Here is a 21,471-nt window from a genome sequence, read left to right as displayed (position 1 = left end):
CGCCGGGAATACCGGGCACAACTTTACGGCCGTACCACCAGCGGCAGTTGACCTTCCCGCGCCGCCACGGCCCGGACGGAGGAGCCGTGGAAGACCGACCGGCGGCTCAACTCCCCGTCCCGGTACGGCCCCAGTCGGGACCGGCCTCGGCCCAGGCCTGGTCGAGCCGCTGGTACCGCCGCCGTACGAGCCGCCATACGGCCAGCCGCCGGCCTCCCTCCACCGTCCCGACGGCGAGCGCCGCGATCCCGATCCCGGCCAGCACCGCGTGCGCGTGCGCCGCCTCGGTGTCCATGGGGGCCTGGACGTGCCGGCCCTGGCCGTCGGCCCAGACCGGGAAGGTGTCGCCCGCGTGCGGGGTCCGCAGCGGGGCGGTCACCGTGCCCGTACGCGCCGTGCCGTCGGGCGCGTGCCAGGTCGCGACGACCCGGCCGCCGGTGGCGTGCTCGGTGGTCGACTCCGCGTCGTACGCCAGGAACGGCCGCTCCGTGGCGCGCGAGACCACCACGGCCTGGACCCGGTGGCGCTCCGCCTGCTGGATCCGTACCGTCTCGCGCAGCGCCGTGTCGACCTGGCGGCCGCAGAACCAGCCGATCGCCGGTGCCGCCACCGCGATCAGCACCAGAGCCGCCAGCGCCAGCCACGCCTCGGCCAGATCGGTCCCGCGCCGCAAGGGGTTGCGCCGCCAGCGCCAGAGCCCCGCCATGGTGCGCACAGGTCCGCACCCCCTCTCCCTCTTCCGTCTTGGCCGGGACGGCGGGTTTCACGCGCGCGCGGCGGGAAGAGAGAGCCAGCTCACTTCAGTGCCCCATGCACGCACCTGCGTCCGTCCGGTCAACGGACGGTGCGGTGCGCGGTGTTCCCGGTGTGGCGGCCGTCACGGGACACGGGTGCGCGGGGATACGAGAGGGCGGGAGAGCGGCGGGCCGTACCTCCTCCCCGAGGTGCGCGTACGCGCGACCGGCCCGCCCTCGGCGTGAAAGGGCCTGTCTCAGTAACCCCGGCTCTGGTAGGGACGGTTGTACGGGTCCTCGTACTGCTGAGGCGGGGCGGGCGCGGGCCGGGCCGCTGCCGGGCGCATCGCCTCGTACCCCGTACCGGGCATCGGGCGCTGTCCGGCGCCGGGCATCGGGCGCTGGGGCTGCGGCTGCCCGTACTGCTGCTGTTGCGGCGGCTGCGGCACCTGGGACATCTGCGGCATCTGCGGGGCGCGCTGCGGAGCCTGCTGCGGGATGTACGGCGCCGGGGACTGCTGGAGCGGCATCGGCTGCGGGGCCTGCTGCATCGGCTGCTGGTACCCGCCGCCGTAGGAGGGCGTCGGCTGGGAGGGGCCCGCCGGGAGCGCCGGGAGTGCCGAGGGCAGGGCCGGAAGATAGCTGTTGCCGCTGTCGTAAGCGGCGGGCACTCGGATCGGGGCGATCTGAGGCGTGCCCCGCTCCGCGACCAGGGAGTCGTAGATGGGGGTGTCCGGGAACGACGGGGCGGTGTAGTAACCGCCGCCGTAGCTGGCGCGGGGGGAGGTCATGGAACCTAAGTTAAGCCCATGACCTAGCGGTTGGCGAGCCCTGCTTGAGGTGCTTCTTCTCCGTCCGTCACCGGTCGGGTACCGCGCCGGGACGCCGTCCCCTCCGCCGGGGGTGCGGCGCTGTCATCCGGTGGCAACATCCAGGGAACAAAGGGGAGATAGCGCGGTGAGCGGACGATGGCGGATCCCCGGCGGGACACCCGGCGGGACACCGGTCCTGACGCCCCCGGACACCGGGCCGGGCGCCCCTCCGGTGACCGCCCGGCGGCCGCCCCGCGCGGGTGTCACCGGCGGGTCCCGCGGTGTCCGGGGGACCGGCGCGGCGGTGTCTCGTTTAGGTTGGACCGTACCGAACGACCGGACTCAGCCAGGTGTGATGGGGGCGAGCATGTCCATGCTTAAAGGAGCCAATCTTCCGGTGACGGCGGCGGCCGTCCGCGTCGAGGTGGGGTGGCGCGCCGGGCCCGGGGTGCCGGACGTCGACGCGTCGGCGCTCCTGCTCGTCTCCGGCAGGGTCCGCTCGGACGCGGACTTCGTCTTCTACAACCAGCCCCGGCACTCCTCCGGCACCGTACGGCACGAGGGCAAGACGCCCGGCGGCGCGGAGACGACCGACACCCTCGCCGTCGACCTCGCGCGGATCGAACCCGCCGTGGAACGCGTCGTCCTGGCCGCCTCGGCCGACGGCGGCACCTTCGGCCAGGTGCCCGGGCTGCGGGTACGGGTGGTGGACGCGGCGAACGGCACGGAGATCGCCCGGTACGACTCCACGGACGCCACCGTCGAGACGGCGTTCGTCGTCGGCGAGCTCTACCGGCGCCAGGGCCAGTGGAAGTTCCGGGCCGTCGGGCAGGGGTACGGCAGTGGACTCGCGGGTCTCGCCACCGACTTCGGGATCACCGTCGACGACCCGGCCCCCGCCGCGCCGGCACCGCCCCCGGCTCCCGCCGCGCCCGCCCCGCCTGTCGTGCCGGCCGCGCGCCCCACGGCGGCCTCCGCGCCGACCGCGCCCTCGCTCTCCGTACCGCCGCCGCCCGCGGCGGCCCCGTACACCCCGCCGGTGACACCCCCGCCGGCCGCCCCGCCCGCGCCGCCCGCCGCCCCCGCGGCGCCGGTACGGCTGAGCAAGGTGACGCTGACGAAGGAGGCGCCCTCCGTCTCGCTGGCGAAACAGGGCGGCACCTCCGGTGTGATGCGGGTGAACCTCAACTGGCAGGTGCGCAAACAGTTCCAGGGGTGGGGCGCCAAGCTCGGCCGGGCCGTCGCGATGCACGGCGATCTCGACCTCGACCTGTGCGCCCTGTACGAACTCACCGACGGCCGCAAGGGCGTGGTCCAGGCGCTCGGGAACGCCTGGGGCTCGCTCCACCAGCCGCCCTACATCCACCTCGACGGCGACGACCGCACCGGCGCCGTCGACAGCGGCGAGAACCTCACCATCAACCTCGACCACAAGAACCGGCTGCGCCGCGTCGTCATCTTCGTCACCATCTACGAGGGCGCCCGCAGCTTCGCCGACCTCGACGCCACGGTCACCCTCCAGCCCCAGCACGGCGCCCCGATCGACTTCTCGCTCGGCGAGTGCACCGTGGCCTCCACGGTCTGCTCCCTCGCCCTGATCACCAACACCGGATCCGACCTCGTCGTCCAGCGCGAGGCCCGGTTCCTCGTACCGGAACGCGGCGTCAGCCCGCAGCGCACCATCGATTACGCCTACGGGTGGGGCATGAACTGGACGCCCGGCAGGAAGTGACCTACGCCGCCGGCGGGAGCGCCCCGTCCGCCTTCCGGCGGGGCCTCACTGGTCCGGGGCGGTCCGGGGGCGGCGGTAGGTCCGCCCCTTCCAGGCCGCCCCGCGCCCCCGGTAGTGCCGTACCGCCGAGTCGACCGTCATCAGCAGATAGAGCAGCGCCGTGAACGGGAGCAGCGGGGCCAGCCAGAGGGAGAGCCGGTAGTAGCGGAGTATCGGGATGTACGTGCCGGTCATCACCGCCCACGCCGCGAACCCGGTCCACCCCGCGGCCCCGTTCCCGGCGAACACCCCGGCGGCCACCGCCGCCGGCGGCGCCAGATAGATCACGGCCAGCCCCGCCACCGTCCCCAGGAGCAGCAGGGGATTATGCGTGAGCTGGGCGTACGCGCTGCGCGCCACCATCCGCCAGAGGTCGGCGAGCCGGGGGTAGGGGCGCACACTGTCCACCCGCTCCGCGAGCCCCAGCCAGATCCGGCCGCCGTCCCGGCGTACCGCGCGGGCCAGCGAGACATCGTCGATCACGGCCTGGTGGATCGACTCCGGCACCCGGGCCCGTACCGCCGTCTCGGTACGGAGCAGGGCGCACCCCCCGGCCGCCGCCGCGGTGCGCCCGCCGGGCCGGTTGATCCAGCGGAACGGATAGAGCTGGGCGAAGAAGTAGACGAACGCCGGGACGATCAGCTTCTCCCAGCCGCTCACCACCCGCAGCCGGGCCATCTGCGAGACCAGGTCGAAGTCCTGCGAGCGCGCCGACGCCACCAGTTCGCGCAGGCTGTCCGGTTCATGGGCGATGTCGGCGTCCGTCAGCAGCAGATACTCGGGGTCGCGGGCGCGGGCCAGCGCGATCCCGTGCCGTACCGCCCACAGCTTGCCGGTCCAGCCGGGCTCCGGCTCGCCGGGCGTGGAGACCGTCAGCGGCAGCCCGCCGTACCGCCCGGCCAGCTCCCTGGCCAGCTCGCCGGTGCCGTCCCCGCTGCCGTCGTCGACCAGGAAGATCTCCGCCTTGCCGGGATAGACCTGGGCCAGCAGCGACGGCAGTGACTCGGGCAGGACCGCCGCCTCGTCCCGGGCCGGTACGACGATCGCCACGGAGGGCCAGAAGCGGCTGTCGTCCCCCTCGTCGTCCTTGGCGTTCCCGGTGTTCGTCCGGTAGCCCTCGTGCGGGGGGAGCCGCTGGTCCGTACGCCAGTAGAAGCCCTGACCCAGCAACAGCCAGCCCCACGCGGCCAGCGAACCCACGGCGATCCAGACAACGGCGCTCATTCGCCGCAGTCTGCACCACCTGGGGAGGACCGCAAGTACCGTCGACTATGGTGACCGGGTGAAGATCGCGCTCATGGACTCCGGCATCGGGCTTCTCGCGGCGGCCGACGCGGTACGGCGGCTGGTCCCCGACGCGGGTCTCGTCCTCTCCTCCGACCCCGACGGGATGCCCTGGGGGCCGCGTACCCCCGAGGACCTCACCGAGCGGGCGCTCGCCGTGGCGCGCGCCGCCGCCGTCCACCGCCCCGACGCGCTGATCGTCGCCTGCAACACGGCCACGGTGCATGCGCTGCCCGCGCTCCGGGCCGAGCTGGAGCCCCGTATCCCGGTCATCGGCACGGTGCCCGCGGTCAAGCCCGCGGCGGCCGGCGGCGGCCCCGTCGCGATCTGGGCCACCCCCGCCACCACCGGCAGCCCCTACCAGCGCGCCCTGATCCGGGACTTCGCCGCCGGGGCCGAGGTCACCGAGGTGCCCTGCCCGGGGCTCGCGGACGCCGTCCAGCACGCGGACGAGGAGGCGATCGAGCGCACGGTCACGGCCGCCGCCGCGCTCACCCCGAGGGGGGTACGGGCCGTCGTCCTCGGCTGCACCCACTACGAACTGGTCGCCGGGCGCATCCTCGCCGCGGTCCGCGCGACCGGGCTGCCGGACCCGGTGCTGTTCGGGTCGGCGGGCGCGGTCGCCGCGCAGACGCTGCGCCGGCTCGGGGGGCGCCCCGCTTCCGCTTCCGTCGCGCGCGAGGCCGCCGCCGGTGGCTCCGCCGCCGGGGGAGGGCGGCTCACGGTGCTGCTGAGCGGGCGCGAGGCGGAGCTGCCGCGGGCGGCGCTGGCGTACGCCGAGGGCCGGACCCTCGCGGGGCTGGTACGGGCGAACATCCCCGAGTAACCCGTTCGGCGCAGCCCCGTCCCGGTTGTCCACAGGGCCTCCCCGGTGGGCGGAATCTGAGTACGCTGCGAGACATGAAGGACCTTCCCGGGCAGGAGGACGAGGCGGCCGCGCCCCTCCCCGAGACATGGAGCGGCCGGGCCACCAACCGTGTGCAGTGGCTGCTGGCCGCCGCCGGCGCGGCCTGTGTCGCGCTCGGGGTCGAGCTGGCCGTCGAGTCCAACTGGAACAGCGGCCCGGTGGCCCTGGTGATGTCCGTCGTCGGGTGTGTGGCGGCGGGTCTGCTGATCCTCTTCGGCACGCTGGCCTTCGTCCATGTGGCGGTCAGCGTCGACCAGGAATACCTGGAGGTGCGGTGCGGCCACATCGGGCTGCCCCGCCGCCGTATCGCCTTCGACCAGGTCGTGGCCGCGGACTTCGCCCCCCGGGTCACCCCGCGCCAGTGGGGCGGCTGGGGATACCGCTGGCGCCCGGAGATAGGGACGGCGGTGGTGGTGCGGCGGGGCGAGGCCGTGGTCCTCAGACTCGGCGACGGCCGCACGTTCACGGTCACGGTGGATGACGCGGAATCGGCGGTCCGCGTCATCCGCCACCGCCTGGGGCTCCTCCCGCCGACGGCGACCGACCCCGGCGCCCCGGGACCGACGGGCGCGACCGGCGCGACGGGCGCGACGGGCGGCTGAGGCGCCGTACGACGCGGGGCGAGCACGGCGGCCCCGGAGGCCTAGGCCGGGCCGGGCGCCGGACCGGAGCATGGGGCGCCCCGGTCGGGACGAACCCTGTGGCGCCGGGGGTGTGGTGCGGGCCGTGAGCGTCGCGCGGGCCGCGTCCGCGTCCGGGTCCGCCCCCCCCGCGCTACACCCCCGCCGGTTCTCCGTCGCGGGCGGTTCTGGGGGATTCCGGGGGGTCCTGTGGGGTGAGGTCGGGGGCCGGGCGGGCGGTGGCCAGGCCGGCCAGGAGGCCCGCGCCCAGGGTGACCTGGGTGAAACTCAGCGCGTTGCCCACCGTCGCCAGCGCGGCCAGGGCGGTCAGGGTGGCGCCGACCGTCAGGGTCACCGGAGTGGAGCAGGGGGAGCGGCCCAGTACGGAGAGCGACCACCCGAACAGCGCCCCCAGCAGTGCCACCCCGACCACGCCCTGCTCGGCCGCCGCCTGGAGCGGCGCCGAGTGCGGTTTCCCGTCGTTGTCCGGGGAGCGCGCCGCCGCCGTGCTCAGGTCGCCGAACCGGTCCGGCCCCGCCCCGCGTACCGGGTCCGCCTTCACCAGCGTGGCGGCGTCGTGCCACAGCTCCATCCGGTGCTCGGTGAGCTGGCCCTCCAGCGCGACCGTCAGCCCCTCGGGGAGCGCCCGTTCCGCCACCGCCCACCCCGTCCCGACCACCGCCACCGTGATCAGCGCGTACGCCGCGAGACCCGGCAGCCGCCGCCGGATCCGGGCGGCGGCCAGTGAGCAGAGCACCACCCCGGCCGTCGTGAGGAACCCCACCACCGAGTCGAGTGCCAGTGCGGTGCCCGCGATCACCGCCGCCAGCAGCCACATCGCCGACCGCACCGGCAGCCGCCGCGCCCCGGTCGCCGCCGCGCAGGCCGCCCCGCCCGCCAGCACCAGCAGCGCCGCCACCGCCCCCGAGTCGCCGGGCGGCGCGGCGGCGCTCATCGTGGCCGCGCCGAACGTCCCCTGGCCGGATGCGATCGCCCCGCCGAACCAGACCAGCGCCATCGCACCGGCGGTCGCGACCGGCACGAGCGACCCGCTGATCCGGCCGACCACATACCCCGTGGTGACCGTGAGGACCGCCAGCAGCACCCCCTCCGGCCTGGCCTCCCGCCCCGCCGAGCTGATCAGCGCCCATACCGCGCAGCCGGCCAGCAGCGCCGCGCCGACCGCGTCCGGTGCCCTGCCCCGCCGTGCCACCGCGACGTGTTCCGCCGGTGCGGCCATGTCGTGGACCCCCCGAGCTCTGACCGGCCCTGCCCGTACGCATGGCCGGATCCGGGCTGTGCGCCACGGACTGGCGCACACGTTAATGGCAGGGACGGGCGTTTGTGGAGGTATTGCGGAGAAGTATTCCCACAGGTCCGACGGGTCCCGGTCGCGGAGCCGGGGAACGGGCGCGGTGCGGAGGTCCTGCCTCCGGTCCACCGGGCGCCACCGTAGACTCCGCCGGGTGAGCGCCACTGTCACCACCGCCGAACCCCCGCACCCCGCCGCCCCCGACGGCCCGGCGCGGTCCCGGTCCCTGCCCGCGCGGTTCGCGCGGCCCGCCGCGGCCGTGCTCTCCGGGCTGCTGATCTACGGGAGCTTCCCGCCGCGCACCCTGTGGTGGCTGGCGCTGCCCGGGTTCGCGCTGCTCGCCTGGACCCTGTACGGGCGCCGTTTCCGCGCCGCCCTGGGCCTCGGCTACCTCGCCGGGCTCGGCTTCCTGCTGCCCCTGCTCCACTGGACGGGCACCGAGGTGGGACCGGGGCCCTGGCTGGGGCTCGCCGCGCTGGAAGCCGTCTTCGTCGCCCTCACGGCGACCGGGATCGCCGCCGCCGGCAGGCTGCCGCTCCGGCCGCTCTGGGCGGCGGCGGTCTGGATCCTCGGCGAGGCGGTGCGCGCCCGGATCCCCTTCGGCGGCTTCCCCTGGGGCAAGATCGCCTTCGGCCAGGCGGACGGCGTCTTCCTGCCGCTCGCGGCGGTCGGCGGTACCCCGCTGCTCGGCTTCGCCGTCGCGCTCTGCGGCTTCGGGCTCCATGAGGCCGTCCACCAGTTCCTCGCGTACCGTGCGAGCCGCACCGTCCCCCGGGGCCCGGTCGCCGTGGCCGCGGCCACCGTCCTCGTCCCGGTCCTCGGCGGGCTCGCCGCGTCCCCGCTGGTCAGCGACGCCCCGCAGAACGGCACCGCGACCGTCGCCGCGATCCAGGGCAATGTGCCGCGCGCCGGTCTCGAGTTCAACGCCCAGCGCCGCGCCGTCCTCGACAACCACGTCAATCGGACCCTCCAGCTCGCCGCCGATGTCGCCGCGGGCAAGGAGCCCCGCCCCGACTTCGTGCTCTGGCCGGAGAACTCCTCCGACATCGACCCGTACCGCAACGCCGACGCGTACGCCCTGATCAGCCAGGCCGCCAGAACGATCGGGGTGCCGATCTCGGTCGGCGCCGTCGTCACGCCCGACACCGGGCCGATGTTCAACCGGCAGATCCTCTGGGACCCCCGGCGCGGCCCGACCGCCACCTACGACAAGCGCGTGATCCAGCCGTTCGGCGAGTATCTGCCGCTCCGCTCCCTGGTGCGCTGGATCAGCCCCGGGTACGCGGAGATGGTCCGCAGGGACTTCTCCCGGGGCACGAAGACCGGGGTCTTCGATCTGGCCGGCACCAAGGTCGGCCTCGCCACCTGCTACGAGGCGGCGTTCGACTGGGCGGTACGGGACTCCGTCGTCCACGGCGCCCAGATGATCTCCGTACCCAGCAACAACGCCACCTTCGGCCGCAGCGAGATGACGTACCAGCAGCTCGCCATGGACCGGGTGCGGGCCGTCGAACACAGCAGGACCGTCGTCGTCCCGGTCACCAGCGGGGTCAGCGCCATCATCGAGCCGGACGGCACGATCGTCCGGCAGACCGGGATGTTCACCCCCGGCGCCCTGGTCGCGAAGGTCCCGCTGCGCTCCTCGCTCACCCCCGCGACCCGGCTCGGCGCCCTCCCCGAGGCGCTGCTGGCCGCCGTCGCGCTCGCCGGACTGGGCTGGGCGGTGGCGGGCGCCGTGCGCACGAGGCGCGCCGCGAACGGCGGTTGAGGGCCCCGGGGGGGCGTCCGGGCGACTCCGGGCGACTCCGCGCGGCCCCGGGGGCGTTCGCCCGGGGCCGGTAGGGTCGGGGCATGGGAACCCCTGACTTCATCCGCGAGATCCGGGCCACCGCCGGCCACCAGCTCCTGCTCCTCCCGGGCGTCAGCGCCGTCGTCCTCGACGACGAGGGCCGGGTGCTGCTCGGGCGCCGCGCCGACACCGGCCGCTGGTCGCTGATCAGCGGCATCGCGGAGCCGGGCGAGCAGCCCGCCGTCACGGTGGTGCGCGAGGTGTACGAGGAGACCGCCGTCCGCTGCGAGGTGGAACGGGTCGTCCTCGTCCAGGCGCTGAAGCCGGTCACGTACCCCAACGGCGACCACTGCCAGTTCATGGACATCTGCTTCCGCTGCCGGGCCGTCGGGGGCGAGGCCCGGGTCAACGACGACGAGTCGCTGGAGGTCGCCTGGTTCCCGGTGGACGGGCTGCCCGAACTGGCCGAGTACGCGCTCTTCCGGATCAAGCAGGCGCTCGGCGACGCGCCCACCTGGTTCGTCCCCGGCGGCCCCGACGACCTCGGCTGACCCCGGGCGCCGGGCGCCTGACACCTCACGCCCGGCGCCCGGCGCCCGGCGAACGGCCGTACGGTCAGCGGGTCGCGCCCCGGGTGAAGCCGTTGTAGATGAAGCGCTGGAGGAAGAGGAACGCGACCAGCGTCGGCACGATGACCAGCACCGCGCCCGCCGAGATGGTCTCCCAGTGCGCCCCGAACGGCCCCTTGAAGCGGAACAGCGAGGTGGAGATCGTGCCCCGCTCGTCCGACGGCAGATAGAGGAACGGGATGTAGAAGTCGTTGTAGACCGTGATGCCCTTGATGATGACCACGGTCGCGATCGCGGGCCGGAGCAGCGGGAAGATGATCTTCCGGAAGACCGTGAAGGGGCCCGCGCCGTCCAGCCGCGCCGACTCGTCCAGCGAGACCGGGATCCCCCGGATGAACTGGAGGAAGATGTAGATCGAGACGATGTCGGTGCCCATGTAGAGCAGGACCGGCGCCCACAGCGAGTCGAAGAGCCCGAGGCTGTTGACGATCTGGAAGGTCGCCACCTGTGTCGTCACCCCGGGCACCAGCGCGGCGACCAGGAACGCCACCAGCACCAGCCGGCGGAAGCGGAAGTCGAAGCGGTCGATGGCGTACGCGGTCATGGAACCGATGACCACCGTCCCGCCGATCGCGAAGAACAGGATGAACGCGGTGTTCCCGAACGCGCCGAGCATCCGCCCGTCCGTGAACGCCGTCCCGTAGTTCGCGACATTGAACAGGTCGCGCGGCAGCGCCAGCGCGCCCCCGCCGTCCGCCAGCTCCCGCTCGGTCTTCAGCGAGGTCAGAAAGACCACCCCGAGCGGCAGCAGCACCACCACGGCCGCCACCACCAGCGACAGATACTTCAGCCAACCGGCCAGCACGGCACGGGCACGCGGCGCACGGGCACGCGGCGCACGGGCCGAGCCGGAACCCGCCGACGGGACACCGGCCCACGGGACACGGGCGCTCATACGAGATCCACCTTGTCGTCCGGGACGAGACGGCGCTGCACCCAGGTCACCAGCAGCACGATCACCAGCAGCACCACGGCCGCCGCCGACGCCAGCCCCGTCTTGTTGAACTGGAACGCCAGCTTCACGGTCTGGATCACAAAGGTCTCGGTCCCGGTGGCCCCGCCGGTCATGATGTACGGGATCTCGAAGACCGACAGCGACCCGGAGACCGCCAGAATCACACTGAGGCTCAGGACCGGCCGGATGCCCGGCGCGATGATGTGCCGGAACTGCTGCCACCGGTCCGCCCCGTCCAGCGCGGACGCCTCGTACAGCTCGCCCGGGATCGACTGGATCGCGCCGAGGAAGAGCACGAAGTTCAGCCCCATGTACCGCCACACCGACACCCCGGCCAGCGAGACATTGGCCGAGGTCGAGGAGGAGAGCCAGGCGTGGTCGCCGGAGACCCCGAGCAGCCGCAGCACCGAGTCGAGCGTGCCGCCCTCCTGGAAGAAGTAGAGGAAGACGAAACCGATCGCCACCCCGTTGATCAGATACGGGAAGAACAGCACCCCCTTGAAAAAGTTCCGGAACCGGGTACGGAAGCTCAGCACCGTCGCGAAGTAGAGCGCGGCGCCGATCTGCACCACCGAAGCCGCCAGGTAGTAGCCGCTGACGAAGAAGACCTGGAAGAGCGCCGGCCGGGTGAAGATCTCCGCGTAGTTGCCGAGGCCGGTGAAGGAGAGTTCGGGGGAGACCCCGTCCCAGTCCGTCAGGCTGTAGACGAGCATGTTGACGACCGGCGCGTACGTGAACACCACCAGCAGCGCCACCGGGACCAGCAGAAAGAGCCAGGGCGTCAGCCCCCGCCTGCCGCTCACCGCGCGCCCGCGCTCTTCTCCGCCCGGGTCCACCGCTCGGAGAGCCCGCCGAGATAGCCGTCCAGATCGCCCTGGGCGGCGCCGCGCGCCACATCGACCAGCTTCTGCCGGTACTCCGGCTTCTCCAGGCCCACCTCGGCCGCGTTGTCGATCTCGTTCACCAGCGCCCGGTCCTTCTGGTCCAGTTCGATGAAGTTCACCCCCCGGTCCGTGTACGGCTTCAGTACGGCCGGGAGCGCGGCGTCCTTCAGCGGGGAGAGCGCCAGGTTGTCCGCCGCGTACCCGGACTTCTCGGTGAACCAGTCGACCCAGGCGCGCGCCGCCTCCTTCCGGGGCGAGTGGACGTTCACCGCCAACTGGTAGTCCGGCGAGGCGACCGCGCAGAACGCGCCGTCGACCTGGGCGGGGAAGGGCATGAAGCCGATGTCGCCGGGGTCCGTGCCGGCCTTCTCCGCCGCGTCCCGGAACTGCGGGATCGCCCAGGAGCCCAGCCACATCGTGGCGATCTCGCCCTTGGCCAGCCTCGGCTTGGACGCCTCCCAGTTGGTCGTCGAGGGGTCCTTCTCGATCAGCTTCCCGTGCACGATGTCGTACAACAGCGTGTCCACCGTGCGCAGTTCGGACCCCTTGGCCCATGGGTCGGTGGTGGTCAGCCGGTTCTGCGCCTGGGCGTCGCAGCTCACCGAACCCAGGGCGTAGGTCCACGAGGTGAGCGGCCACATGTCCTTGAAGTTGGTGTAGTACGGCACCGCCGACGTCTTCGCTCTGATCGCCCGCAGCGCGTCCAGGAACGCGGCGGGCGTGGTGGGCCACTCGGTGGCCCCGGCCTCCGCCCACACCTTCTTGTTGTAGAGGAAGCCGGGCACCACCCCGATCGGACTCTGCCCGTAGACCTTGCCGTCGACCGTGGAGTAGTCGGTGAACCGGTACTTCTCCGCCCGCTCCGCCCGGCTGCCGAGGGAGGCGAAGAAACGCGGATAGTCGTTCTTCTTGATCGCGCCGGGGATCAGCAGGACGTCACCGTAGTTCTTGGTGTTCATCCGGATCTTGACCTCCCCCTCGTAGTCGGTGATCCCGTCGAACTTGACGGTCACCTTGGGGTAGGTCTTCCGGAACTCGTCCGCGTACCGGGCCATCGTGCCGTCCTGCACCCAGTCGGTGCGCTGGGTCAGCACGGTGATCGTCCCGGAGACTTTCGACGGGTCCTCGGCCGGTTTCGCCTCCTCGCCCCGGGAGGCGGCCCCGCCGCCGGTGCACCCCGCAGCCAGCAGCGCGGCGGCGACAGCGGCGGCGAGTCCGGCGGCGGCGCGGCGCCTCGCCCGGCCCGCGCGCGGAATGGTCTCGGTGGTCACGGTCATATCGGCCCCTTGGCTCGGTCGCGCGGCGCTCGGCCGCGACGTGGAAGTGACATATCCAGGGAGCCGGGGGTGGTCCGCGCACCATCCGGCGCCCGTGAAATTAGGCGCGCCGGGAAGGCGTGTCAATGCCGGTGCATTGCCTTTCTCGACGTCGCTGGTGAACGATGTGCGCGGCACCCGCGCGAAAAGAAAGGGCACCACCGTGAAACGCCCCACCATGGCCGATATAGCCGAGCGGGCCGGCGTCACCAAGGCCGCCGTCTCCTTCGCCCTCAACGGCCGCCCCGGCGTCTCCGAACCCACCCGCCGGCGCATCAGGGCCATCGCCCAGGAGCTGGGGTGGCAGCCCAACAGCGCGGCACGGGCGCTCTCCGGGGGTACGGCGGGGGCGTTCGGCCTGGTCATCGACCGCCCCGCGCGCACCCTGGGGCTCGAACCCTTCTTCATGCAGCTCATCTCGGGCATCCAGTCCGAACTGACCGCCGACGCCACCCCGCTCCTCCTCACCATGGCCGAGGACCGGACCACCGAGATCGCCCTCTACCGCTCCTGGTCGGCCCGGCACCGGGTCGACGGGGTCTTCCTCGTCGACCTGCGGGTCGACGACGCGCGCCTCCCCGTCCTGGAGCAACTCGGCCTGCCCGCCGTGCTGATCGGGGCGCCGGACGGCCGCCGTACCCTGCCCGCCGTCTGGAGCGACGACGCCGCGGCCGTCACCACCGTCGTCCGCCACCTCGCGGGACTGGGGCACCGCAGGATCGCCCGGGTCGGCGGCCCCGCCCCGCTGCGCCACACCGCGATCCGTACGGCCGCCTTCGACGCGGCCCTCCGCGCGGGCGGGCTCACCGGCGGGACCGTCGAGGCCGACTACAGCGGGGAGGGCGGCGCCGCGGCCACCCGCGCCCTCCTCGCCACCGCCCGGCCGCCCACGGCGATCCTCTACGACAACGACGTGATGGCCGTGTCGGGGCTGACCGCCGCGCACTCCCTCGGCGTCCGCGTCCCCGCCGAACTCTCCGTCGTGGCCTGGGACGACTCGGCGCTCTGCGAACTGGTCGACCCGCCACTGACCGCGCTGAGCAGGGACATCGTCGGATACGGCGCACGGGCCGCCCGGATGCTGCGGGAGGCCGCGGACGGCCGGACGGTGGCGGACCAGGAGGACCCGGCGCCCCGGCTCACCCCGCGCGGCAGCGTGGCACCGCCCCCGGCCACCGGCGCCTGAACCGGTTTACCGAACGTATTTCCCGTCCGGTACGCGGTGTTGACGCTAAACCGGTACAGCGATTCACTGGAAAGGCCGAGGCACCGCCCGTCCGCACCGGTGCCGCGACCGCCTGCTTTCCGCTGCCTGCTTTCCGCCACCTGTTGGTCCCTGTCCGCTCCCGAACTCCCTCCCGTAATTCCCGCTCGCGTTCCCTGTTCCCGCTCATGTTCCCTCGCGCATTCCTTCCGTCAGGCCGTTCAAGGGAGTCCGCCCCGATGCCGCGTCCCGCTGCCCGGATCACCGCCGGGGGAGCCCCCGTCACCTGGATCGGCGCCAACTTCTGGTCGCGCGAAGGCGGGCCGCTCATGTGGCGCTCGTACCGGGGCGACGTGGTGACGGAGGAGCTACGGGTCCTCCGCGACCACGGGCTCACCATGACCCGGTCGTTCTTCTACTGGCCGGACTTCATGCCGGAGCCCGACCGCGTCGACGACCAACTCTGCGCCCACTACGCGGACTTCCTCGACCGCCACCACGCCCTCGGCATGACCACCGTCCCCACCTTCCTCGTCGGCCATATGAGCGGCGAGAACTGGGACCCCGCCTGGCGCGCCGGCCGGGACCTCTACACCGATGTCCGGCTCGTCGCCCAACAGGCCTGGTTCGCCCGCGAGATGACCGCCCGCTTCACGGACCACCCGGCCGTGGCGGGGTGGCTGATCTCCAACGAGATGCCGATCTACGGGCGTTCGGACGCCGCCCGCGAGGACGTCGCCGCCTGGGCCCAGCTCGTCGTGGACGCCGTACGGGCCGGGGGCGCCCGGCAGCCGGTCTCCCTCGGCGACGGCGCCTGGGGCCTGGAGAACTCCGGCCACGACAACGGCTTCCGGCTCCGCGACTGCGCCGCCCTCACCGACTGGCTGGGCCCGCACGTCTACCGGATGGAGGACGACCCCGTCCGCCAGCACTACGCCGCCGCCTGGGTCTGCGAACTCACCGGCACCTTCGGACTCCCCGTCGTCCTGGAGGAGTTCGGCCTCACCTCCGACTTCGCCTCGGGGCCCGGCGCCGCCCGCTACTACCGCCAGGCCCTCCACAACAGCCTGCTCGCCGGTGCCACCGGATGGATCGCCTGGAACAACACCGACTACGACCAGCTCCGCGAGCAGCCGCCCTACTCCCACCACGCGTTCGAGATGCACTTCGGGCTGACCGACGCCACGGGCACCCCCAAACCCCAGCTCGCGGAGGTGCGTTCGTTCGCCGGGCTGCTGGAACGCATCGACTTCGGCCACTGCTCGCGCCCCGCCACCGACACCGCGCTGGTGGTCTCCTCGTACCTCGACACCCTCTACCCCTTCACCCGGGAGGAGGACCGCGCGTATGTGGAGCGGACCGGGCGGCAGGCATGGATCAGCTCCCGGCTCGCCGACGCCCCCGCCACCGTCGTACGGGAGAGCGACGCCATCCCCGAGGGGCACCGGCTCTATCTGCTGCCCTCCACCAAGCAGTTGCTCGCCCCGAGCTGGTACCGGCTGGAGGAGCTGGCCCACGGCGGCGCCACCGTCTACGTCTCCTACTCGCCCGGCGCCCACGACGAGCAGCGCGGCCCCTGGTACGCCCATCTGAACCGGCTCTTCGGCGTCCGCCACCTCCTGGAGTACGGCCTGGTCGACCCGATCGAGGACGACACCGTCGAACTCACCCTCACCCGCCCCCTCGGCACCCTCGCCCCGGGCGACACCCTCTCCTTCCGTACCGCGGGCACGGCCAGCAGCCGGGCCTTCCTCCCGGTGGAGCCGGACGGCGCCGAGGTGGTGGCCGTCGACGGCCGGGGGCGCCCCGCGCTGCTGCGGCGCGCGACCGGCGCGGGGGCCATGGTGCTCTGCACCTATCCGCTGGAGCACATGGCCTCCGTCACACCGCGCGTCAACCCGGAGCAGACGGTACGGCTGTACGACGCCCTCGCCGCGCACGCCGGGGTACGCCGCCCGGTCACCGTGGCCGACCCCCGGGTCGCCGTCGACCTGCTGGACCACGCGGGCGGCGAGCGGTACGTCTGGCTGGTCAGCCAGGGCCGCGAGGAGCTCCGCGTCACCCCCGCCGTCGAGGCCGGGCGGCGCCTGACCGAACTGGACGGCTCCGCCGTGGACGAGGTGACCCTGGAGCCGTACGGGGTACGGGTGCTGCGGCTGGCCGGTGGAGGCTGACCGGGAACGGCGGCGGGCTCACTGGGCTCATACAGCTTCGTCGTCCATACTTCCTGCCGTGGAGCAGCGCATAGATCCGAAGATCCAGACCGAGTTCGCCGCGGGGACCGACCCGGCGTACATCCCCGGTCTCGTGGCCCCGTCCCCGTCGGCGCCCCGGCGGGCCGGTGACGAGAACGAGGAGGCGAAGGGAGAGGAGCGGCCGGAGGAACCGGAGGAGAAGGAGCAGCCGGCACACGAGGAGAAGGACGAGCGGGACGACCGGGACGAGCCGGAGGAACGGGAGCCGGCCGACGAGAAGGACGACGAGCGCGGCGCCGCGGACGATGACGCGGACGGCTCCGCCGGGGACGGTCCCGCCGGGGACGGCCCCGTCTTCGAGGTCAGCGACCGGCGCGGCGCGATCATCGCGAACCGCGAGGGCGTCCGGTTCCAGCTGGACGACCAGGAGGCCGAGTTCGACTGGGACGAGATCGGCGCGGTCGAGGTGAAGACGCAGCGCTTCGGGCGCCGGTTCACGGTCACGGTCCACACCGGGCCGCTGCGCTGGTTCGACGCCGAGGTGGAGGCACCGGCCAGGGGTCTCCTCAAGGAGTGGGAAGCGGAGCTGGACACGGTCCTGGACGCCTACTTCGAGGACGGCGAGGAGCCGGGGGCGCCCGGGGAGCCCGAGGATTCGGAGAAGTCCGGGGAGTCCGTGAAGGCCGGGGAGTCCGAGGGTTCGGAGAACTCCGGGGAATCCGGGGCGCCTGGGAAGCCCGAGAGGGCCGAGGCCTCCGAGGAGTCCGCGGCGGGCGAAGAGGGCAAGGCTGGCGAAGAGGGCAAGGCGGCGGAAGGGGCCGAGAAGGCTCCGGAGTCCTCGGAGTCCTCGGAGTCCTCGGAGTCCTCGGAGTCCGAGAAGGCCTGACGGGGCCTGAGGCAACGGTCTGTTCCGGCCGGGAGATCCCCCGGCCGGAACAGGCCGGTCGCCGCCCCGCCGCCCGGCCGGGACCGTACCCGCGACGGGCGGCTTGCCCGGGTACGTGCCGGGCCGCCCGGTCGGCCGTCCCCGACGCCGGGTCAGGTGAGGACGCGCAGTGGGGTGCCGGCCGCGAAGGCCGTGATGTCCTCCGCCGCCTGACCGTAGAACACCTCGTACGTGGCCTCCGTGACATACCCCAGATGCGGGGTGAGGACGGTGCCCGGCACGGTGCGCAGCGGGTCGTCGGCGGGGAGCGGCTCCAGGTCGTAGACGTCGAGCCCGGCCCCCGCGATCCGCCCCGAGCGCACCGCCTCCGTCAGCGCCGCCGTGTCGACCAGCGGCCCCCGCGAGGTGTTCACCAGCAGGGCCGTCGGCTTCATCCAGGAGAGTTCCTCCGCGCCGATCAGCCCCGCGCTGCGCGCGCTCAGCTTGTAGTGGACGGTGACCACGTCGGCCTGTTCGAAGAGCGTCCGCCGGTCCACCGGCTCCGTCCCCGCCGCCACCGCGCGCTCCGGGTCCAGATTGCTGCTCCACGCGAGCACCCGCATGCCGAACGCCGCGCCGATCGCCGCGACCCGCGAGCCGAGCCGCCCCAGGCCGACCACCCCGAGCGTACGGCCGTGCAGGTCGCGGCCGACCGTATGCTGCCAGCCGCCCTCCCGCATCCCCGCAGACTCCGCCGGGATGTGCCGGGCCAGCGAGAGGATCAGCCCCCAGGTCAGCTCGGCGGTGGCGTGCGGCGGCGAGTCGGTGCCGCAGACCGTCACCCCGTGGTGCCGGGCCGCCGCCAGGTCCACCGAGGCGTTGACCATCCCGGTGGTCACCAGCAGCCGCAGGCCGGGCAGCCGGTCGAACACCTCGGCGGTGAACGGGGTGCGCTCCCGCATGGCGACCACCGCGTCGAACCCGGCCAGCGCCGAGGCGACCGCATCCGTACCGGCGAGCGGCTCGTGGAAGAAGACCACCTCGCCGTCGAGCGCGTCCCAGTCGGCGAAGCGACGGGCGGCCCGCTGGTAGTCGTCGAGGACGGCGATACGCATGGCTGGCTCCTTGATCACCTGGTGCACGGAGACAGCAGTCAACACGACGCCCCGGGCCCGCGCCGCACCGGCGGGGGCTCCGTCACCCCCGGCTCCGCCCGGAGCGTGGCGGGACCGGGAGCAGAATGGGGATATGAGGGCCGATCGTCTGGTGGCGACGCTCCTGCTCCTCCAGGCGCGGGGACGGGTGACGGCGGCCGATGTGGCGGCCGAGCTGGCCGTCTCCGAGCGGACGGCGCGCCGTGACCTGGAGGCGCTGGCGACCGCCGGGATCCCCGTCTACCCGCAGCGCGGGCGGGGCGGCGGCTGGGCGCTGATGGGCGGCGCCCGGACGGGCTCCGGCGGGATCACCGTGGCCGAGATCAGGGAACTGTTCCTCGTCGCGACGGACACGTCACGGGGTGTGCACCCGGCCCCGCACCCGGCCCCGCACTCGCCCGGGCCCACGACGGCGGCCCCGCCCGGAGCCCCGGACGTATCCGTCCGCGAGGCCCCGGACGTATCCGTCGGTCAGGCTTCGGACGTACCCACCGGCGAGGCCCCGGGCATACCCGCCGCCCCCCTGCCCCCGGCCGGGCGACCGACCGCCCCCAAGCCTCCGCCCGCTTCCGGGCCCCCGACCGCCCCCGGGCCTCCGACCGCACCCGGGTCCCCGCACCGCCACGGCCGGCCGGCCGATCCGAGGGAGAGCGGGGCGCCGCACCTCAGGGTGCTGGAGCGGGCCGTCGTGGACGGGACGCGGATCCGGATCGGGTACGGGCGGCCCGGTGCGCCGGACGAGATCCGTACCGTCGATCCGCTGGGCCTCGCGACCCGGGCCGGGGCGCGGTATCTCGTGGCCGGCACCGGGGACGGGCGGCTGCGGATCTTCCGGCTCGGCCGGGTCACCTCCGTCGAGCCGACCGGGGACCCGGTGGTCCGCCCGGAGGGGTTCGACCTCGCCACCGCCTGGCGTTCGCTCGCCCCCGCCGTGGAGGACCGCAGGCGCGCGGCGACCGTACGGGCCCGGGCCGAGCGCGGCGCCGAGGCGGTGCTGCGGGGCCTCTTCCCCGGCCGGCTGCGGCTCGGCGCCCCGCTGCCGCACGGCTGGATGGAGTTCGAGGTGGACGGCGCCTCACCGGAGGCGCTGGCCGCCCGGCTCGCCGTCCTGGGCGCCAGGATCGAGGTCCTGTCACCCCCGGAGGCCCGCGCCTGCCTGGCCCGTCTCGGCGCCGAGCTCACCGCGCTCTACGGGGCCCCGCCCGCGCCCCGTACCCCCGGAAGCCGCTCCCGGACCAGGTAACGAGTCGGTTTCCCGGAGGTTGAATCCGTCCGAAGGGGTTGGCGGGGGAGGAGAGCCTGGCTATCGTTCACGCACTTCACCCAATCGTTCACGCGAACGAATCACTGCGAAGGGCGTCCGGTACATGGCCGACTCAGACCGCCGCACGCACCCCGGCACGCACCCCACCGGCGCCCCGCCCGCGCCCACCGGGTCCGGGCGGCCCACCCGGCGCGCCCTGCTCTCCGCCGCCACCGCGGGCGGCGCCGCGCTCGGCGCCTCCTGGCTGCTCAGCGGCTGCTCCTCGGGGACCGGCGGCCCCACCGGCGGTACCGCGAACGGCGCCCTCCCGGCCGCCGCCCCCGCCGGCCGGCCCGGCCGAGGCGGCACCTTGCGGATCGCCCGACCGCCCGCCTCGGAGGCCGAGACCCTGGACCCGGCGAGCGCGCTCTCCGCGTACGAATACCTCGGCGCCCTCTACAACCGGCTCGTCCGGATCGGCCCCGACGGCCTGCTCGCCCCCGACCTCGCCGAGTCCTGGGAGCCCGACGACCGGGCCCGCACCTGGACCTTCCGGCTCCGGCGCGGCGTCGCCTTCCACGACGGCCGCCCCTTCACCTCCGCCGACGCCGCCTACACCCTGCGCCATATCCTCGACGCCGCGACCGCCTCCCCGCAGGCCGCCGTCCTCGAACCGCTGATCGACCCCAAGACGCTGCGCACCCCCGACGCGCACACCCTCGTCGTCCCGCTGAAAACCCCCAACGCCGAGTTCCCCACCCTCCTCACCCACTACAACTGCTATGTCGTCCCCGACGGCAGCGCCCGCTCCATCGGCCGCACCGGCATCGGCACCGGACCCTTCCGACTCGTCTCCTTCACCGCCGCGGGACCCGGCCGCGTCACCGCGTACCAGGACCACTGGGCCGGCCGGCCCGTCCTCGACGCCGTCGACTTCTACTCCGTCGCCGATATGCAGGCCCGCTCCAACGCGCTCCTCGCCGGACAGGTCGACCTGCTCTCCCAGACCAACCTGGACTTCGCCACCGCCCGGGTCGTCGCCGCCTCCGACCGCGCCACCATCGCCCGGGTCAAGGACGCCCAGTGGTACGTCCTGCCGATGCTCACCACCGAGCGGCCCTTCACCGACGTACGGGTCCGGCAGGCGATGAAGCTCGCCTACGACCCCGAGCACATCCTCAAGGTCGCCCTCCAGGGCGCCGGCACCCTCGGCTGGGACAACCCCGTACCGCCCGGCGACCCGTACCACCGCGCGGACCACCCCGTCCACGACCCCGAGCGGGCCCGGCACCTCCTCAAGCGGGCCGGGCAGGAGGGTCTCGCCGTCGACCTCTACACCTCGTCGTACGACCCGATCTTCACCCCGATGGCGCTCGCCTACCAGGAGTCCGCCCGGCGGGCGGGGATCCGGGTCCGGGTCAGGACGGCCGCCGCCGACTCGTACTACACCCAGATCTGGATGAAGAAGCCGCTCATGGCCACCTACTGGTACACCGGCCGCCCCGTCGACCAACTCCTCAACCAGGTCTTCCGGGGCGGCTCCGGCTACAACGAGACCGCCTGGTCCGACAAGACCTTCGACGCGCTCCTCGACCGCGCCCGGAGCGAGACCGACGACCGGCGCCGGCGCGAACTCTACGGCGAGGCCCAGACCCTCGTCATCGAGAAGGGCGGGGCGATGACCCCGATGTTCGCCGACCGCCTCGTCGGCATCTCCCGGAAGGTACGCGGCTACGCCGAGCACGGCTTCGAGTTCGACTACCTCGGCATCGGCCTGAAGGGAGCGTGAGCGCCGCC

18 protein-coding genes are annotated in these 21,471 nt (G+C 73.7%); 10 read left to right on the top strand and 8 right to left on the bottom strand.

Annotated elements, in window-relative coordinates; translation table 11 throughout:
- Positions 1–106: 106 nt before the first annotated feature.
- Together AB0O07_RS09150 and AB0O07_RS09145 are read right to left on the bottom strand one after the other, a co-directional pair.
- Positions 107–706: a hypothetical protein gene (locus tag AB0O07_RS09150; RefSeq protein WP_365630306.1), complete on the bottom strand. Its 600-nt coding sequence runs from the start codon at positions 704–706 to the stop codon at positions 107–109.
- 285 nt (positions 707–991) lie between these two features.
- Complete coding sequence (locus AB0O07_RS09145; RefSeq protein ID WP_365629372.1) at positions 992–1,525, bottom strand: DUF6643 family protein; 534 nt, start codon at positions 1,523–1,525, stop codon at positions 992–994.
- Between the two features lie 388 nt (positions 1,526–1,913).
- On the opposite strand from AB0O07_RS09145, the gene AB0O07_RS09140 reads away from it, so the two are divergent.
- A complete protein-coding gene (locus AB0O07_RS09140; RefSeq protein WP_365629369.1) occupies positions 1,914–3,278 on the top strand; it encodes a TerD family protein in 1,365 nt (454 codons plus the stop codon).
- Positions 3,279–3,323: 45 nt separating this feature from the next.
- Here AB0O07_RS09140 and AB0O07_RS09135 read toward each other — a convergent pair whose 3' ends face one another.
- The gene (locus AB0O07_RS09135) at positions 3,324–4,541 is read right to left on the bottom strand and encodes a glycosyltransferase (RefSeq protein WP_365629366.1); all 1,218 of its coding nucleotides are present in this window, start codon (positions 4,539–4,541) and stop codon (positions 3,324–3,326) included.
- A gap of 58 nt (positions 4,542–4,599) precedes the next feature.
- Here AB0O07_RS09135 and AB0O07_RS09130 point away from each other — a divergent pair, with 58 nt between their 5' ends.
- Both AB0O07_RS09130 and AB0O07_RS09125 read left to right on the top strand, forming a co-directional pair.
- Positions 4,600–5,427, top strand: a complete 828-nt coding sequence (locus AB0O07_RS09130) for an aspartate/glutamate racemase family protein (RefSeq protein ID WP_365629363.1) — start codon at positions 4,600–4,602, stop codon at positions 5,425–5,427.
- A gap of 74 nt (positions 5,428–5,501) precedes the next feature.
- Positions 5,502–6,110: a hypothetical protein gene (locus AB0O07_RS09125; RefSeq protein WP_365629360.1), complete on the top strand. Its 609-nt coding sequence runs from the start codon at positions 5,502–5,504 to the stop codon at positions 6,108–6,110.
- Positions 6,111–6,282: 172 nt separating this feature from the next.
- Here AB0O07_RS09125 and AB0O07_RS09120 read toward each other — a convergent pair whose 3' ends face one another.
- Entirely contained in the window at positions 6,283–7,368 is a 1,086-nt protein-coding gene (locus tag AB0O07_RS09120; RefSeq protein WP_365629357.1) for an O-antigen ligase family protein, read from the bottom strand.
- 226 nt (positions 7,369–7,594) lie between these two features.
- Here AB0O07_RS09120 and lnt point away from each other — a divergent pair, with 226 nt between their 5' ends.
- Together lnt and AB0O07_RS09110 are read left to right on the top strand one after the other, a co-directional pair.
- Positions 7,595–9,208, top strand: a complete 1,614-nt coding sequence (gene lnt, locus AB0O07_RS09115; RefSeq protein ID WP_365629354.1) for an apolipoprotein N-acyltransferase — start codon at positions 7,595–7,597, stop codon at positions 9,206–9,208.
- 83 nt (positions 9,209–9,291) lie between these two features.
- Entirely contained in the window at positions 9,292–9,780 is a 489-nt protein-coding gene (locus AB0O07_RS09110; protein ID WP_365629351.1) for an NUDIX domain-containing protein, read from the top strand.
- A gap of 64 nt (positions 9,781–9,844) precedes the next feature.
- Here the strand turns inward: AB0O07_RS09110 and AB0O07_RS09105 are convergent, their stop codons facing one another.
- Genes AB0O07_RS09105 through AB0O07_RS09095 form a run of 3 tightly spaced genes read right to left on the bottom strand, consistent with a single transcriptional unit; the run spans position 9,845 to position 12,974 of the window.
- Positions 9,845–10,753 carry a carbohydrate ABC transporter permease gene (locus tag AB0O07_RS09105; RefSeq protein WP_365629348.1) on the bottom strand — a complete coding sequence of 303 codons (909 nt, stop codon included), beginning with the start codon at positions 10,751–10,753 and terminating at the stop codon, positions 9,845–9,847.
- A complete protein-coding gene (locus AB0O07_RS09100) occupies positions 10,750–11,649 on the bottom strand; it encodes a sugar ABC transporter permease (RefSeq protein WP_365629345.1) in 900 nt (299 codons plus the stop codon). The genes AB0O07_RS09105 and AB0O07_RS09100 overlap by 4 nt, the downstream gene beginning before the upstream one ends.
- Positions 11,613–12,974, bottom strand: a complete 1,362-nt coding sequence (locus AB0O07_RS09095) for an extracellular solute-binding protein (RefSeq protein WP_365629342.1) — start codon at positions 12,972–12,974, stop codon at positions 11,613–11,615. Before AB0O07_RS09095 ends, AB0O07_RS09100 begins: the two co-directional genes overlap by 37 nt.
- 202 nt (positions 12,975–13,176) lie before the next feature.
- Here AB0O07_RS09095 and AB0O07_RS09090 point away from each other — a divergent pair, with 202 nt between their 5' ends.
- From AB0O07_RS09090 to AB0O07_RS09080, 3 genes are all read left to right on the top strand, one after another.
- Positions 13,177–14,199: a LacI family DNA-binding transcriptional regulator gene (locus AB0O07_RS09090; RefSeq protein WP_365629339.1), complete on the top strand. Its 1,023-nt coding sequence runs from the start codon at positions 13,177–13,179 to the stop codon at positions 14,197–14,199.
- A gap of 257 nt (positions 14,200–14,456) precedes the next feature.
- Entirely contained in the window at positions 14,457–16,391 is a 1,935-nt protein-coding gene (locus AB0O07_RS09085; protein ID WP_365629336.1) for a cellulase family glycosylhydrolase, read from the top strand.
- Positions 16,392–16,449: 58 nt separating this feature from the next.
- Complete coding sequence (locus AB0O07_RS09080; protein ID WP_365629333.1) at positions 16,450–17,298, top strand: hypothetical protein; 849 nt, start codon at positions 16,450–16,452, stop codon at positions 17,296–17,298.
- 152 nt (positions 17,299–17,450) lie between these two features.
- On the opposite strand, the gene AB0O07_RS09075 is transcribed toward AB0O07_RS09080, so the two are convergent.
- A complete protein-coding gene (locus tag AB0O07_RS09075; protein ID WP_365629330.1) occupies positions 17,451–18,392 on the bottom strand; it encodes a D-2-hydroxyacid dehydrogenase family protein in 942 nt (313 codons plus the stop codon).
- A 133-nt stretch (positions 18,393–18,525) separates the two neighbouring features.
- Here AB0O07_RS09075 and AB0O07_RS09070 point away from each other — a divergent pair, with 133 nt between their 5' ends.
- Both AB0O07_RS09070 and AB0O07_RS09065 read left to right on the top strand, forming a co-directional pair.
- Positions 18,526–19,674, top strand: a complete 1,149-nt coding sequence (locus tag AB0O07_RS09070) for a WYL domain-containing protein (protein ID WP_365629327.1) — start codon at positions 18,526–18,528, stop codon at positions 19,672–19,674.
- A 124-nt stretch (positions 19,675–19,798) separates the two neighbouring features.
- Positions 19,799–21,463 carry an ABC transporter substrate-binding protein gene (locus AB0O07_RS09065; RefSeq protein WP_365629324.1) on the top strand — a complete coding sequence of 555 codons (1,665 nt, stop codon included), beginning with the start codon at positions 19,799–19,801 and terminating at the stop codon, positions 21,461–21,463.
- The last annotated feature ends 8 nt before the right edge of the window (positions 21,464–21,471 follow it).

Origin of the sequence: Streptomyces sp. NPDC093085 (assembly GCF_040683935.1) — a bacterium.
GTDB lineage: Bacteria > Actinomycetota > Actinomycetes > Streptomycetales > Streptomycetaceae > Streptomyces.
This window is presented reverse-complemented; position numbering and strand designations above follow the sequence as displayed.

Bases quoted from the DNA above. Each gene is read 5' to 3' on its own strand.
- AB0O07_RS09095 (WP_365629342.1), bottom strand. From the start codon at position 12,974: ATGACCGTGACCACCGAGACCATTCCGCGCGCGGGCCGGGCGAGGCGC.
- AB0O07_RS09120 (WP_365629357.1), bottom strand. From the start codon at position 7,368: ATGGCCGCACCGGCGGAACACGTCGCGGTGGCACGGCGGGGCAGGGCA.
- AB0O07_RS09145 (WP_365629372.1), bottom strand. From the start codon at position 1,525: ATGACCTCCCCCCGCGCCAGCTACGGCGGCGGTTACTACACCGCCCCG.
- AB0O07_RS09140 (WP_365629369.1), top strand. From the start codon at position 1,914: ATGTCCATGCTTAAAGGAGCCAATCTTCCGGTGACGGCGGCGGCCGTC.
- AB0O07_RS09070 (WP_365629327.1), top strand. From the start codon at position 18,526: ATGAGGGCCGATCGTCTGGTGGCGACGCTCCTGCTCCTCCAGGCGCGG.
- AB0O07_RS09110 (WP_365629351.1), top strand. From the start codon at position 9,292: ATGGGAACCCCTGACTTCATCCGCGAGATCCGGGCCACCGCCGGCCAC.
- AB0O07_RS09075 (WP_365629330.1), bottom strand. From the start codon at position 18,392: ATGCGTATCGCCGTCCTCGACGACTACCAGCGGGCCGCCCGTCGCTTC.
- AB0O07_RS09150 (WP_365630306.1), bottom strand. From the start codon at position 706: ATGGCGGGGCTCTGGCGCTGGCGGCGCAACCCCTTGCGGCGCGGGACC.
- AB0O07_RS09105 (WP_365629348.1), bottom strand. From the start codon at position 10,753: ATGAGCGCCCGTGTCCCGTGGGCCGGTGTCCCGTCGGCGGGTTCCGGC.
- AB0O07_RS09125 (WP_365629360.1), top strand. From the start codon at position 5,502: ATGAAGGACCTTCCCGGGCAGGAGGACGAGGCGGCCGCGCCCCTCCCC.
- AB0O07_RS09085 (WP_365629336.1), top strand. From the start codon at position 14,457: ATGCCGCGTCCCGCTGCCCGGATCACCGCCGGGGGAGCCCCCGTCACC.
- AB0O07_RS09065 (WP_365629324.1), top strand. From the start codon at position 19,799: ATGGCCGACTCAGACCGCCGCACGCACCCCGGCACGCACCCCACCGGC.
- AB0O07_RS09135 (WP_365629366.1), bottom strand. From the start codon at position 4,541: ATGAGCGCCGTTGTCTGGATCGCCGTGGGTTCGCTGGCCGCGTGGGGC.